The sequence below is a fragment of the Rhizobium pantanalense genome (assembly GCF_030182525.1).
Taxonomy (GTDB): Bacteria; Pseudomonadota; Alphaproteobacteria; order Rhizobiales; family Rhizobiaceae; genus Rhizobium.
In genome coordinates this window covers 60,459-74,502 of sequence record NZ_JAQJCH010000007.1, presented here as the reverse complement: position 1 = coordinate 74,502, position 14,044 = coordinate 60,459, and the positions used below count along the sequence as shown (strand labels likewise).

Genomic DNA, 14,044 nt, shown 5'->3' with positions numbered 1-14,044 from the left:
CGGCACCCTACCAGCGCACCGCCTCTCCAGGAGCGGCGGGCTCCACCGCCAGTGCATGCAGACCCGCGTCCAGTTCCGGCTTCAAAAGCTCATTGATCGCCCTGTGGCGTGCAAGGCGTGGCATGCCCGAGAACTTGGCGGAAACGATTCGAATTCTTATATGAGTTTCGCCGGTCCCGGTCATCTCGGGCTGATGACCCGCGTGAAGGTGGCTTTCATTGATGACGGCAAGGCGCTCGGGCGCGAAGGCATCGGTGAGCTTCCGCTCAATGCGAGATTGCAGTGTCGTTTCCATATTCCCGCGTCGACCTCGCTTGCGAAAAAAGGCTCCCACAAAGCCTATAACATTCCTGTTTGTCAATTCTTGTTGTGGGGTTTCCAAGGCCCCATAATTAGGACGCCATGAGACTTGATTCAAAATATTTCGATCGCATCCGCACCCGCCGCAAGCGCGCGCAGGAGCCCGAACAGGGTCCGCCGACGTGCCAGTGGGACGGCTGCGACAAGCACGGTACGCATCGCGCCCCGGTGGGGCGCAATGCGGAAGGGCAATTCTTTTTGTTCTGCTTCGAGCACGTCAAGGAATACAATAAGGGCTACAATTATTTCTCCGGCCTCTCGGACGGGGAAATCGCGCGCTACCAGAAAGAAGCCATCACCGGCCACCGTCCGACCTGGACCGTGGGCGTGAACAAGGCCGCCAGGAACAGCCCGCTTCATTCCGATATCCGCTCGGGCGCCTATTCCCGCGTTCGTGACCCCTTCGGCTTCGTTAGGGAAGGCGAGGGCCAAGGTCGCGGCCCGCGTTTTCCGCAGCAGCGCAAGCTGAAAACGCTGGAGGCGAAAGCCTTCGACACCATGGGTCTCGGCGCCAATGCTTCGGCTCCGGAAATCAAGCGCCGTTATAAGGAATTGGTGAAAATGCACCATCCTGACGCCAATGGCGGCGACCGCGGCTCGGAGGAGCGCTTCCGCGCGGTCATTCAGGCCTATCAATTATTGAAGCAGAACGGTTTTTGTTAATTCCCGTCCTTGCTCTCCGCCTTCAATCAGGTATGGTCCAAATCGGCTGAAGCTGCGGGCGACCGCGGCAGGGTGCGCATTTGGCTGGCTGCACCTCGGTCAACTTTCCGGACGCGGCGTTTCTTGTCCGGGGACTCTGTTCAAGGATGCTCGCAAGCGATCATATTATCGCGCCGAGATTTTGCTTTAGTCCCGGAGAAGTATCGCCGCTGTTCCGACCGAACGGATGCGGGCAACAAGCTGCGGCGTTTCGGATAAATCGGCTAAGTTTGATATGGCAGGGTGAGAGCCACCCGCCCTGGAGACATGATGAGCAAGATTGACCTTGATATTTCCGAAGTTCCAGACACCACCGTTTCGGTCCGCGAAGTCTTCGGCATTGATTCCGACATCCGCGTCCCCGCCTATAGCCAGGGCAGCGCCTACGTGCCCGATCTCGACACGGACTACCTCTTCGACCGCGAGACCACGCTCGCCATCCTCGCCGGCTTCGCTCATAACCGCCGCGTGATGATCTCGGGCTATCACGGCACCGGCAAGTCCTCCCATATCGAGCAGGTCGCCGCACGCCTGAACTGGCCGTGCGTGCGTATCAACCTCGACAGCCACGTCAGCCGTATCGATCTCGTCGGCAAGGATGCCATCGTTGTCAAGGACGGGCTACAGGTCACCGAATTCAAGGATGGCATCCTGCCCTGGGCCTACCAGCACAATGTCGCGCTCGTCTTCGACGAATATGACGCCGGCCGCCCGGACGTGATGTTCGTCATCCAGCGCGTGCTGGAATCGTCGGGCCGCCTGACCCTGCTCGACCAGAGCCGCGTCATCCGTCCTCACCCGGCCTTTCGCCTGTTCGCAACCGCCAACACCATCGGTCTCGGCGATACGACCGGCCTCTATCACGGTACGCAGCAGATCAACCAGGCGCAGATGGACCGCTGGTCGATCGTGACGACGCTGAACTACCTGCCGCACAACAATGAAGTCGATATCGTGCTGGCGAAGGTGAAGTCCTTCCGCAACGACAAGGGCCGTGACACCGTCTCCAAGATGGTCCGCGTTGCCGATCTGACGCGCGCCGCCTTCATGAATGGCGATCTGTCGACCGTCATGAGCCCGCGTACCGTCATCACCTGGGCCGAAAATGCGGAAATCTTCGGCGATGTCGCCTTTGCCTTCCGCGTCACCTTCCTCAACAAGTGTGATGAACTGGAGCGGCCGCTGGTCGCCGAGCACTATCAGCGCGCCTTCGGTGTCGAGCTGAAGGAAAGTGCCGCCAACATCGTGCTCGAAGCCTAGGGAAGAACCCACACATCATGTCAGGTCGCGGAGACAATTCCAAAGCGAAGCCGGGTGCACCGGTGGACATGGAGCCGTTGCGCCGGGCGATCACCGGCTGTGTGCGCTCGATCGCCGGCGACGCCGAGGTCGAGGTGGCCTTTGCCAACGAACGCCCGGGGATGACGGGCGAGCGCATCCGCCTGCCGGAGCTTTCGAAGCGGCCGACAGCCCATGAGCTCGCGGTGACCCGCGGCCTTGGCGATTCGATGGCCCTGCGGCTTGCCTGTCATGATGCCCGCGTCCATGCGGTGATGTCGCCCCAGGGTGCCGATGCCCGCAGCATCTTCGATGCCGTCGAGCAGGCCCGTGTCGAATCGATCGGCTCGCTGCGCATGAGCGGCGTTGCCGCCAATCTCAACTCCATGAATACAGAGAAATACGCCAAGGCGAATTTCTCCGGCATCGAACGGCGCGAGGATGCGCCGATCGGTGAGGCCATGGCGATGATCGTGCGCGAGAAGCTGACCGGTCAGAAGCCGCCGGAAAGCGCCGGCAAGGTACTCGACCTCTGGCGTCCCTTCATTGAGGAAAAGACCGGCGGTCAGCTCGATAACCTGCTGTCTGCCATCAACGACCAGCAGAGCTTCGCCCGTGTCGTCCGCAACATTCTGACGGCCATGGAAATGGCCGAGGAATATGGCGACGAGCAATCCGAGCCCGACAGCGACGAGCAGCCGAGCGAAGAGGACAAGCCGAACGGCGAGGACCAGGATAACGACGACGTCAAGGAAGACGAAGGTGCCGATGCCGCTCCAGCCGAGGACAGCGAAGCCTCCGACGAGCAGATGGAAGACGGCGCAACCGAAGACGGCGGCGAGATCTCCGACGACGATATGAGCGAAGAGGGTGAGGAAGACTCGGAAACGCCGGGCGAAACCCGCCGTCCGAACACACCCTTCGCCGACTTCAACGAGAAGGTCGACTACCACGTCTATACGGAGGAGTTCGACGAGACCACGACCGCGCAGGAGCTGTGCGACGTGGCCGAACTCGAGCGCCTGCGGGCCTTCCTCGACAAGCAGCTCGCGCATCTGCAAGGTGCCGTTGGCCGGCTCGCAAACCGGCTGCAGCGTCGCCTGATGGCGCAGCAGAATCGTTCCTGGGACTTCGATCTGGAAGAGGGCTATCTCGATCCGGCCCGCCTGCCGCGCCTGATTATCGATCCGATGCAGGCGCTGTCCTTCAAGATGGAGCGCGATACGCAGTTCCGCGATACGGTGGTAACGCTGCTGATTGACAATTCCGGCTCGATGCGCGGCCGTCCGATCACGGTTGCCGCCTCCTGCGCCGATATTCTTGCCCGCACGCTGGAGCGCTGCGGCGTGAAGGTCGAGATCCTCGGCTTCACCACGAAAGCCTGGAAGGGTGGGCAGGCACGTGAAAAGTGGCTTGCCAGCGGCAAGCCGCAGACGCCGGGCCGGCTGAATGACCTGCGCCACATCATCTACAAGTCCGCGGACGAGCCCTATAGACGGTCGCGCAGCAATCTCGGGCTGATGATGCGCGAAGGCCTGCTCAAGGAGAATATCGACGGCGAGGCGCTGATCTGGGCGCATAACCGCCTGCTCGGACGCCGTGAACAGCGCCGTATCCTGATGATGATCTCGGATGGTGCGCCGGTCGATGATTCCACGCTGTCGGTCAATCCGGGCAACTATCTGGAACGGCATCTGCGCGCTGTCATCGACCAGATCGAGACGCGCTCGCCGGTAGAATTGCTGGCCATCGGTATCGGCCATGATGTCACGCGCTACTATCGCCGCGCGGTCACCATTGTCGATGCCGATGAGCTTGCCGGCGCCATGACGGAGCAGCTTGCCTCGCTGTTCGAGGATCAGACGAGCATGCCGCGCTCGCGCATGCGCCGCGTCAGCTGAGCCGGCTCGGGTCTTTCTTGGCATCGGCCTTGCGGCCGATGCTCTCTCGATCCGACGGCGTCGGTTCCAGGCCTTGGTCGGCTGCCGGAAGATACATATGTCTCCTCGCGGTGCTCACTGGACTGATTTCGGGTTGCAGTTTCGGAAGCGATGCCGACGAAAGTGGCCCCGCAGCAATCCGGGCCAGAGTCATTTCCACCTTCAAGCAAGGTTCGGATCAAACGCGCTTCGGCGCACTGGAATTTCTTGGCGGTCTTGAGTTCAGCTCGGATAATGCGCTTCTCGGCGCTGTTTCGGCCATTCGTTTTCGTGACGATCAGCGGCGGTTCATTTCGGTGCTGGATACCGGCCATTGGCTTACCGGCGCCATCGAACGCGACCAAGAGGGCCGGCTGACCGGCATCAGCGATGCGCGAATAGCGACCATGATCGACCGCCTCGGCGAGAGGGATTCGGGCGATGGGGTCATGGATGCCGAAGGCTTGGCGCTGCGCGGCAATCACGTCCTCGTCAGCTATGAGCAATATCACCGCGTCGATGCCTATCCCGATCCGGGTTTCGAGATTTCGCCGCCCGATGGAACCATGCCCATTCCCATCCCGAGATCGGAGCTGCATTCCAATCGCAGCCTCGAGGCGCTGATGATCGCGCCGCAGTCGAGCCCGCTTGCCGGCGGCGCTGTCATCGTCGCCGAAGACAGTCTCGATGATCAGGGTAATTTGTTCGCCGCCGTTCTGGACGGGCCGCTGCAGGGGCGCTTCACTGTGAGGCGCCATGGCGGCTTCAATGTCAGCGACGGCGTCTTTCTACCGAATGGCGACCTATTGCTGCTGGAGCGGCGCTTCGGGCTGATCCATGGCCTCGGCGTGCGTATCCGCCGCATAGCCGGTGGGGATATCAAGCCGGGTGCTGTCTTGGATGGCAAGGTGATCTTCGCGGCTGGCTCCGGAGATCAGATCGACAATATGGAGGGCCTGGATGTCTTCCGCGCAGCCGACGGCTCCCTGCATCTCGTCATGGTCTCGGATGACAACCATTCGATCCTGCAGCGCAGCCTGATGTTGGAGTTCAAGCTGCATGACGACAATATCGTCAGTCAGAATTGAGAGCGGGCGAGCGGTCTGGTTCTCGGCCGCCGCCATTCCTCTTTGTCAGGAAATGATGCCACGCGTCACATTGAGTCGCGCAGCGGACCATTCGGCTATCAGGCGGTTGGCGCCTGCGGCATCGGTTTCAGCATGTTCATCAGCGCGCCATAGGGCAGCAGCATGACGAGGCCGACGGTCACCTTGACCGAGAAATCGCCGATCGCCCAGGATACCCAGCGCGGGGCCGAGGTGGAGAAAGCGCCGAGGATCGGCGCCCACTCGATCGCGAAGGGATCGTTCGGTCCGAAGAAGACGAAGAAGGGCGCAAAGGCGAAGGAAAAGAAAATCAGCGTATCGAGCATCGAGCCGATGAGCGAGCCGAACAGCGGCGCGCGCCACCAGGCCATGCGGCGCAGGCGGTTGAAGACCGAGATGTCGAGCAGCTGGCCGGCGAGATAGGCCGAGCCGGAGGCGATCGCGATGCGTGGCTGCGCGGTGTAGAAGGACAGGGCAACGCCGACGACGAAGCCGGCAAAGACGACCTTACGCGCGGCCTTGGGACCGAACTGGCGGTTGGTCAGATCGGTGATGAGGAAGGCGACCGGATAGGTGAAGGCGCCCCAGGTGAGGATATCCGCGAGATTGATGCCGGCGAGTGTTGCCTGCAGCGGATACTGCACGAGGATGTTGGAAGCGACGACGACCAGCGTCATCAGCAGAACGTAGATAAGGGTATGACGTATCGTCAGCATTTTTTTATCCTGGGAGATGCCACCAGTTGAAAGAAACCGGACATGGAAAAAGGCTTGTCCGGATATGATCCGTTCAAGCCTCTTAGCCGGTATGAAATCGCGAAATGCTAGCGCTGCTTAGGCAGCAACGGCAGCTTCAGCGGACTTCTTGACGATCTGGCGACGCAGCAGGCGAGCGCGCATGCTGAGTTCGTTTTCGCTTGCCTTCAGGAGGAAAGCGTCCAGACCACCACGATGCTCGACCGAACGCAGCGCTGCAGCGGAAACGCGCAGGCGGTAGCGCTGGCCGAGAACGTCGGAAATCAGCGTGACCTGGCAGAGGTTCGGCAGGAACCGACGCTTGGTCTTGTTGTTGGCGTGGCTAACGTTGTTGCCCACGAGGACGGCCTTGCCGGTCAATTCGCACATGCGGGACATGGTACACCTACTTTTGTTTTTCTCGGCCATCGGATAGACATACCGGGCAAAGCCCGGCGCGCAATCCAACAGGCCATAATTGGAAAGTTGCGGTTCTATAGTCAGAGAGGCTGGCCGCGTCAAGCCAAACCTTGTGTTTTCCCGCAATTCCGTCAAAAAGCTGCTGTTGTCTGACGCTCGCAGCAGGCGAGCAAAGCAACTATATAACTTGCCTGATCCTCGTCGAAGGGCCTGAACATGGTTCAAATTCGGAAGTGGCTTATCATTTCAGCGATCGTCGCGTCGATGCCGTCGATGGCATTGGCCGATGTGCTGCGGCATGAAACGCGCTATCGCGTTTCGCTGGCCGGGCTGCCGATCGCCAGAGCGGATTTCAAGACCGAGGTCACCGGCAAGCAGTTCACCATTCGCGGCGATATCACCTCCGCGGGCCTTGCCGATCTTGTCACCTCCATCGACGCCAGGACGGATGTGACCGGCGTCGTCAACGACAGCAAGCTGCAAGCGACGCATTACACGCTCTTCTACAAAAGTGGCAAGAGAGAGCGCACCTATGATGTCGCCTATGCCAACGGCAATGTGACGTCGAATACGATCACGCCCGAGCCGAAGCGTCCGGACACCTGGGTCCCCATCACGGAAAGCGATTTGAAGTCGGTGCTCGATCCGATATCGGGCATGATCTTCCCGATCACGCCCAGCCTCAACCTCTGCAACCAGACGCTGGCTGTCTTCGATGGCGAGATGCGCATGGATCTGAAGCTGTCGCCGAAGGGATCGCATCCCTTCTCGACGGAGGGTTTCAAGGGCAAGACCATCGCCTGCGGCGTGCGCTTCACGCCGAAGAGCGGCTATAAGAGCACCCGCAAGGATTATCTCTACCTGGCCAAGAGCGACAATATGGAAATCTGGTTTGCCAAGGCGGATACCATGAATGTCTATGCCCCGGTCTACGTCCGGATTCCGACGCAATACGGGACAGTGACGATCACGGCCGTAAAATACGGCAGCTAGGCCGGGCTATAACTTCACGGAAAAGCTTGACGATTTCCGTCGTTATTTCTACGCAATTTCCAGTGGAAAATTGCTGGCATTTTCGTGGAATTGCTTTAGCGGGCTGGGGACCTCCGCGGCAAGGGGTTGGGGACAGAGATGAAATTTCGTGCGACATTGACGGGCTTTTCGGCCATTTTGATGTGGTCGTTTCTGGCGCTTTTAACCGTCGCCTCCGGCAAGATGCCACCCTTCCAGCTGCTCGCCGTCTGCTTTGCGATCGGCAGCATTCCAGGTATTATCGTTCTTCTGTTGAGGCCCGAGCGGCTGCAGCTGCTGCGCCAGCCGGCCAAGGTCTGGATAACAGGCATTGCCGGCTTGTTCGGCTACCACTTTCTCTATTTCACGGCATTGCGTCACGCGCCGGCGGTGGAGGCGGGCCTGATCGCCTATCTCTGGCCATTGCTGATCGTCGTCGGCTCCACATTGCTGCCAGGTGAGCGGCTGCGCTGGCACCACATCGTCGGCGCTCTGATGGGGCTTGCGGGTACAATCCTGATTGTCGGCCGCAATGGCTTTCATTTCGAAGGCGCCTATGCCGTCGGCTATGGCGCGGCGTTCCTCTGTGCCTTCACCTGGTCCGGCTATTCGCTGATCACGCGTCGTTTCGAGGCTGTTTCCACCGATGTGGTCACGATATTTTGCCTTGCGACATCGATCCTTTCCTTCTTTTGCCACCTTGGCCTGGAGGAGACCATCTGGCCGGAGAACCCGGCCCAGTGGATCGCCGTGCTCGGCCTTGGCCTTTTTCCGGTCGGCGCCGCCTTCTATGCCTGGGATTATGGCGTCAAAAACGGCGATATCCAGATCCTCGGCGCGGCAAGCTATGCTGCACCACTGCTTTCGACGCTGATCCTGACGCTGTTCGGTTTTGCCGAGCCGAGCTGGGGTATTGCGCTTGCCTGCCTGCTCGTGACGGGAGGGGCGGTGCTGGCCGCCCATCGCATGATCCTGCGCCGGGAAGATGCCATGCGGGCGCAGGCGGAAGCGGCGGAATAGCTCCCGCCGCCCTCGCTGCCGTTTATTTCTTGAAGACTTTTTCCAGGAAGGCCGCGAGCGATGGCCGCCAGACATCCATCTCATGCTGAAGGTCGGGGTATTCATGGTATTCGTGCTTGATCTTCTTGGCGTCGAGCGTCGCCTTCAAGCCGGCTACGTCCTTGCCGACGACCTGATCCTTGCTTCCGACCGTCACGGTGAAATTGTGCAAGGCCTTGTTGATCTTCTCAGGCTCGTTCAGCATGGCATCGACTGTCTTGTTGGGAACCGTCGTCGTGCTGACGCCGCTGAAGGTTGCGACCCAGCCGAAGGTATCCAGATGTGAAAGACCGGATACGAGGGCCTGATAGCCGCCCTGCGACAAGCCGGCAACGGCGCGGCCGTTCGCCTCGTTCCGCACCCGATAATGCTTCTTCATGTAGGGAATAAGGTCTTCCGTCAGCTCGCGATCGGCTGCCTCGGCGTTCGCCGGATAAAAATTCGCGCGACGATCGGCGGCGGGGAAGTTTTCGGCGATCGCATTCGGTACGTCGGTTTCCGTATCCGGAATGACGACGATCATCGGCTCGATCTTCTTTTCGGCAAGGAGATTGTCGAGGATCTGCGGCGCGCGGCCCTGGAGCACCCAGGACCCCACGGTGTCGCCGAAGCCGTGATAGAGGTAGAGCACCGGCAGCGGCTTGGAGGAATCGGTATAGCCGGGCGGCGTGTAGACATACATCTGCCGTTCCGAATCGAGCGCCTTGGAATGCAGGGTCACCAGCCGCAGATCGCCATGCGGCACGTTACGGATATCCAGAATGCTGCCGGGCACCAGGATGAGGCTGGTATTGACCTGCCGTTGCGGCTTCGGCGCATTGGTGCCCGTGTCGATGCTGCGGAAGCCGTCGACGTTGAAGTAATATTCGTAGAGATCCGGCTTCAGCACCTCCGTCTTGGCGCTCCAGGTGCCGTCGTCGCCGCGCTGCATGGCAATGGGATCGCGCGATCCCAAGGTGACGGAAACCGCCTTTGCCGAAGGCGCATAGAGGCGGAAGGTGATCGAGCCATCCTTTTCGACAGAGGTGACAAAGTTTTTGAGCGGCTGGCCGGCCGGCGGTGAGGCCGGGGCATCAAGGGCAAAGACAGGGGCGCTCATGACGCAGCCTGCCGCGACGAGCAAAGGAAACAACAAACGCACGAAAAAACCTCCTCCGGATGAATCAATTTTCACTTCCCCCGTGTAAAGCTGACACAGCGCGTCGCTTTTTCAAGACCGTCGCTGCGCGCTGTCTGGCCGCACCCTGCGTGATGTCAATGAAAGGTGAAAAGGTTCAGCCTGAGGTGGGCTTCCAGTCCGGCGGCGCCATCTCGAAGCTCGAAAATTCGAAGCCGGGGGAGACCGTGCAGCCGACGAGCGTGAATTGCCCGAGACTTTCGGCCGATTGCCACCAGTTGACCGGAATGATCGCCTGCGGGCGCTCCCCCTTTGCCAGATCCATGCCGAGAACGAGTTTTTCACTCGCCTTGCCGTCGGCCGACCGATGCAAAGCAAGGGGGGCGCCGGCATAGTAGTGCCAGACCTCGGCGGCGTCGTGCACCCGATGCCAATGCGAGCGCTCGCCCGCCTCCAGCAGATAGTAGATGGCGGTGGAGTGGCCTCTCGTGCCGCCGTTCTCATCGCGAAACGTCTGCACGTACCAGCCGCCCTCCGGATGCCGCTGCATGGAAAGCGTTTCGATGATCTCTTTTGCCTGCATCAGAAATTGTCCTTGCGCTTGCGGATCTCGGCGAAGACTTCTTCGTTGCTGCGGCTTTCCATCAGCAGATGGCGGCGGATTGCCGGATCGGCGGCGCGCAGGAACGGATTGGTTTCCTTCTCGAGCGCCAGCGTCGTCGGGATAGTGAACTTACCTTCCGCTCTCAATGCCTCGATATCGGCGGCGCGCGCCTTCAGCCGCTCATTGTCGGGATCGATGGTCAGCGCGAAACGCGCGTTGGAGAGCGTGTATTCATGGCCGAAATAGACGGCCGTTTCGTCCGGCAGCACGGCGAGCTTCTGCAGCGAGGCCCACATATCCGTTGCCGGCCGTTCGAACAGGCGGCCGCAGCCGAGCGCAAACAGCGTGTCGGCGGCAAAAAGCAGCTTGTCGTCGGCAAAGTGATAGCAGACGTGGCCGGCGGTATGCCCGGGCGTTTCGATGACATTGACCGTATGACCGGCGAACTCGAATGTATCGCCGTCGCCGACGGCGCGATCAAGGCCGGGAATGGCAACGGCCTCGTTGATCGGACCGATGATCTCGCAGCCGAACTGCTCCTTCAGCGCCAGATTGCCCTCGACGTGATCGGTATGGTGATGCGTGGTCAGAATATGGCTGATAGTCCAGCCGCGCCGATCGGCGGCTTTCAGGACCGCATCTGCCTCCGGCGCGTCGATCGATGCCGTCAATCCGGTTTCGGGATCATGGACCAAGACGCCGTAATTGTCGGAACGGCAGATAAAAATCTCTAATTCCAATGGTTTCATGATCGAAATCGTCCTCGTCTTTTACGTTGGTAGAGAATGTAAGCCGTTCGGCCTTGAAGTCCAACGCTCGGCTGATAACATTTGTTTCGATGCACGCCGATATTGTCGATCTCCGCCAGTTTTATCATTCCGAGCTCGGTCGCTTGGCGGAGCAGTCGATCGCCATGGCACTATCCTCCATCTGGGCGCGGATGCCGGAAGAGCGGCTTGTCGGCCTCGGCTATGCCGTACCCTATCTCGATCGTTTCCGCGCCGACACCGAGCGTACCTTCGCCTTCATGCCGGCGGGGCAGGGTGCGGTGAACTGGCCGATGGGCTCGGCCTCGGCGACGGCGCTGATCTTCGATGAAGAGTTGCCGTTGCCCGACAGTTCGATCGATCGGGTGCTGATGGTGCATTCACTGGAGTTTGCCGAAAGCCCGCGCGAGACGCTGAAGGAGCTTTGGCGCGTTCTGGCGCCCGGCGGCCGGCTGGTCATCGTCGTGCCGAACCGTACCGGCGTGTGGGCGCGCATGGAGCATACCCCATTTGGCTCCGGCCGGCCCTATTCACGCGGCCAGCTCACCTCGCTGCTGCGCGAAACAAACTTCACGCCCGGTGCTACGGCAGAAGCACTGTTCTTTCCGCCTTCGAAGCTGCGGACCGTACTGCGGCTACGCCGCGCCTTCGAGCGGGTCGGCCGGACCCTGTGGCCCGCCTTTTCCGGCGTCATCATCGTCGAGGCGCAGAAACGGCTCTATCAGGGGCTGCCCGTTGCCGTTCGCGCCTCGCGCCGTGTCTTCGTGCCGGTGCTGGCCCCGCGGGGCATACCGACGACGCGTGATGGCGCGTGACGCTTTCGCCGTAGCGCCGACACTCGACAAATTTATCAATCCGCTTTAATGCGACGGGGTATCATAAACCGGAATTTTCCGGTCTTTCCCAAGGTCGATCCCATGAGCATGGAAATGAGCAAGCCCGTCCCGCGTCCCGGCATCCTCGACATCGCCGCCTATGTGCCGGGTAAGGAGCATGCACCGGGCGTTGCGCGCGTGTTCAAGCTTTCCTCGAACGAGACGCCGCTTGGTGCCAGCCCGAAGGCCATCGAAGCCTTCCGCGACGCTGCCGGCAATCTCGAGCGCTATCCGGACGGTCAGGCCAAGGAATTGCGCCAGGCGATTGCCGATGTGCATGGGCTGAATGTGGCCAATATCCTCTGCGGCGCCGGCTCGGACGAGTTGCTTGGCCTGCTCTGCCACACCTATCTCGGCACCGGTGACGAAGGCATCATCACCGAGCACGGCTTCCTGGTTTACAAGATCCAGATCATGGCCGCCGGCGCGACGCCGGTCACGGTCAAGGAAAAGGATTGCACCGTCGATGTCGACGCGATCCTTGCGGCCGTCACGGAGAAGACCAAGATGGTCTTCATTGCCAATCCGGCCAATCCCACTGGAACCTATGTTCCTGTCAGCGAGATCCGCCGCCTGCAGGCGAGCCTGCCGAAGCACGTCATCCTCATCCTCGACGCGGCCTATGCCGAATATGTCCGGCGCAACGATTACGAAGCCGGCCTTGAACTCGTTTCGGCCAATCAGAACGTCGTCATGACCCGTACTTTCTCCAAGGTTTACGGCCTGGCAGCCCTTCGTATCGGCTGGATGTACGCCCCGGTCGATATCGTCGATGCGATCAACCGCGTGCGTGCTCCGTTCAACCTGAACGGCGCAGCCATTGCCGCCGGAGCGGCTGCCATTCGCGATCACGCTTTCACGGAAAGGGCGGTCGCGCATAATACACTCTGGATCGAGAAGATGACGGCTGCGCTCGAAGCCTTGGGTCTCAGGGTGACGCCGTCGGTTGCGAATTTCGTGCTGATCCACTTCCCCGACAGCGACGGCAAGCGCGCTTCGGAAGCGGACGATTTCCTCACGAGCCGCGGCTATATCCTGCGCGCCGTCCGCGCTTACGGCTTCCCGAATTCGCTGCGCCTGAGCATCGGCACCGAAGAGGCCAATCTCGGCGTCATCGACGCTCTGGCCGAATTTATGGGACGCAAGGCATGAGCAACATCCAGTTCGACCGCATCGCCCTGATCGGTATCGGCCTTATCGGCTCTTCCATCGCCCACGACATCAAGCGCCTCGGTATCGCAAAGGAAGTGGTGATCTCGACACGCAGCGCCGAGACGTTGAAGCGTGCCGAGGAACTGAAGCTCGGCGACCGCTATACGCTGTCCTCGGCCGAGGCAGCCAAGGACGCCGATCTCGTCATCGTCTCCGTGCCAGTCGGCGCCTCCGAAAGTGTCGCCAAGGAAATTGCTGCGCATCTGAAGCCGGGCGCTATCGTCACCGATGTCGGCTCCACCAAGGCGTCGGTCATCGCGCAGATGCAGCCGCATATGCCCTCCAATGTGCATTTCATTCCGGGCCATCCGCTCGCAGGTACGGAGAAATCCGGTCCGGATGCCGGTTTTCCGGGGCTGTTCAAGGGGCGCTGGTGCATCTTCACGCCCGTTCCGGGTACCGACGAGGCTGCGATCAAGACGCTTCGCGGCTTCTGGGCAACTCTGGGCTCCCGTGTCGACGAGATGGATCCCGAACATCACGACAAGGTATTGGCGATCGTTTCGCATCTGCCGCATCTGATCGCCTACAATATCGTCGGCACCGCCGACGATCTGGAGACGGTCACCGAATCGGAAGTCATCAAATATTCGGCTTCCGGCTTCCGTGATTTCACGCGCCTTGCCGCATCCGATCCGACCATGTGGCGCGACGTCTGCCTGCACAATCGCGATGCCATTCTGGAGATGCTGTCGCGCTTTTCCGAGGATCTGGCATCGCTGCAGCGCGCCATCCGCTGGGGTGACGGCGACAAGATCTTCGAACTTTTCACCCGTACGCGCGCCATTCGCCGCTCGATCGTCGAAGCCGGCCAGGATGTCGACGTGCCTGACTTCGGCCGTCATGCGCTGGATGTGAAGGAATAGGCATCCCTATACGA

At 60.6% G+C, this 14,044-nt stretch carries 15 protein-coding genes; 9 read left to right on the top strand and 6 right to left on the bottom strand.

From position 1 onward, the window contains the following. Positions 1-7: 7 nt before the first annotated feature. Positions 8-295 (bottom strand): BolA family protein, encoded by a 288-nt coding sequence (locus PH558_RS19365; protein ID WP_285206080.1) that lies wholly within the window; start codon positions 293-295, stop codon positions 8-10. Positions 296-402: 107 nt separating this feature from the next. On the opposite strand from PH558_RS19365, the gene PH558_RS19360 reads away from it, so the two are divergent. The 4 genes from PH558_RS19360 (at position 403) to PH558_RS19345 (ending at position 5,347) form a co-directional block, all read left to right on the top strand. Beyond that, entirely contained in the window at positions 403-1,023 is a 621-nt protein-coding gene (locus PH558_RS19360) for a J domain-containing protein (RefSeq protein ID WP_069612909.1), read from the top strand. Positions 1,024-1,332: 309 nt separating this feature from the next. Continuing rightward, complete coding sequence (cobS, locus tag PH558_RS19355) at positions 1,333-2,322, top strand: cobaltochelatase subunit CobS (protein ID WP_069612910.1); 990 nt, start codon at positions 1,333-1,335, stop codon at positions 2,320-2,322. 17 nt (positions 2,323-2,339) lie between these two features. Beyond that, the gene (gene cobT, locus PH558_RS19350; RefSeq protein WP_285206079.1) at positions 2,340-4,241 is read left to right on the top strand and encodes a cobaltochelatase subunit CobT; all 1,902 of its coding nucleotides are present in this window, start codon (positions 2,340-2,342) and stop codon (positions 4,239-4,241) included. A 110-nt stretch (positions 4,242-4,351) separates the two neighbouring features. Further along, complete coding sequence (locus PH558_RS19345) at positions 4,352-5,347, top strand: esterase-like activity of phytase family protein (RefSeq protein ID WP_285206078.1); 996 nt, start codon at positions 4,352-4,354, stop codon at positions 5,345-5,347. Positions 5,348-5,445: 98 nt separating this feature from the next. Here the strand turns inward: PH558_RS19345 and PH558_RS19340 are convergent, their stop codons facing one another. Then, positions 5,446-6,081: a queuosine precursor transporter gene (locus PH558_RS19340; RefSeq protein WP_095436013.1), complete on the bottom strand. Its 636-nt coding sequence runs from the start codon at positions 6,079-6,081 to the stop codon at positions 5,446-5,448. A 117-nt stretch (positions 6,082-6,198) separates the two neighbouring features. Beyond that, a complete protein-coding gene (gene rpmB / locus PH558_RS19335; RefSeq protein WP_069612914.1) occupies positions 6,199-6,498 on the bottom strand; it encodes a 50S ribosomal protein L28 in 300 nt (99 codons plus the stop codon). A gap of 237 nt (positions 6,499-6,735) precedes the next feature. Here rpmB and PH558_RS19330 point away from each other — a divergent pair, with 237 nt between their 5' ends. Beyond that, positions 6,736-7,512, top strand: coding sequence for a DUF3108 domain-containing protein (locus tag PH558_RS19330; RefSeq protein WP_285206077.1), 777 nt, complete (start codon positions 6,736-6,738; stop codon positions 7,510-7,512). 138 nt (positions 7,513-7,650) lie between these two features. Beyond that, entirely contained in the window at positions 7,651-8,550 is a 900-nt protein-coding gene (gene yddG / locus PH558_RS19325; RefSeq protein ID WP_285206076.1) for an aromatic amino acid exporter YddG, read from the top strand. A gap of 22 nt (positions 8,551-8,572) precedes the next feature. Here the strand turns inward: yddG and PH558_RS19320 are convergent, their stop codons facing one another. The 3 genes from PH558_RS19320 to gloB form a co-directional block, all read right to left on the bottom strand. Further along, positions 8,573-9,730, bottom strand: a complete 1,158-nt coding sequence (locus PH558_RS19320) for an esterase (RefSeq protein ID WP_285206075.1) — start codon at positions 9,728-9,730, stop codon at positions 8,573-8,575. A 133-nt stretch (positions 9,731-9,863) separates the two neighbouring features. Next, a complete protein-coding gene (locus PH558_RS19315; RefSeq protein ID WP_095436009.1) occupies positions 9,864-10,289 on the bottom strand; it encodes a cupin domain-containing protein in 426 nt (141 codons plus the stop codon). Next, complete coding sequence (gene gloB, locus PH558_RS19310; protein WP_095436008.1) at positions 10,289-11,059, bottom strand: hydroxyacylglutathione hydrolase; 771 nt, start codon at positions 11,057-11,059, stop codon at positions 10,289-10,291. Before gloB ends, PH558_RS19315 begins: the two co-directional genes overlap by 1 nt. 53 nt (positions 11,060-11,112) lie before the next feature. Here gloB and PH558_RS19305 point away from each other — a divergent pair, with 53 nt between their 5' ends. The 3 genes from PH558_RS19305 (at position 11,113) to PH558_RS19295 (ending at position 14,030) form a co-directional block, all read left to right on the top strand. Then, a complete protein-coding gene (locus PH558_RS19305) occupies positions 11,113-11,892 on the top strand; it encodes a class I SAM-dependent methyltransferase (RefSeq protein ID WP_095436372.1) in 780 nt (259 codons plus the stop codon). A gap of 102 nt (positions 11,893-11,994) precedes the next feature. Continuing rightward, on the top strand, positions 11,995-13,104 hold the full coding sequence (gene hisC, locus PH558_RS19300) for a histidinol-phosphate transaminase (protein ID WP_285206074.1): 1,110 nt from the start codon (positions 11,995-11,997) through the stop codon (positions 13,102-13,104). Continuing rightward, positions 13,101-14,030, top strand: a complete 930-nt coding sequence (locus PH558_RS19295) for a prephenate/arogenate dehydrogenase family protein (RefSeq protein WP_285206073.1) — start codon at positions 13,101-13,103, stop codon at positions 14,028-14,030. Before hisC ends, PH558_RS19295 begins: the two co-directional genes overlap by 4 nt. Positions 14,031-14,044: the final 14 nt, after the last annotated feature.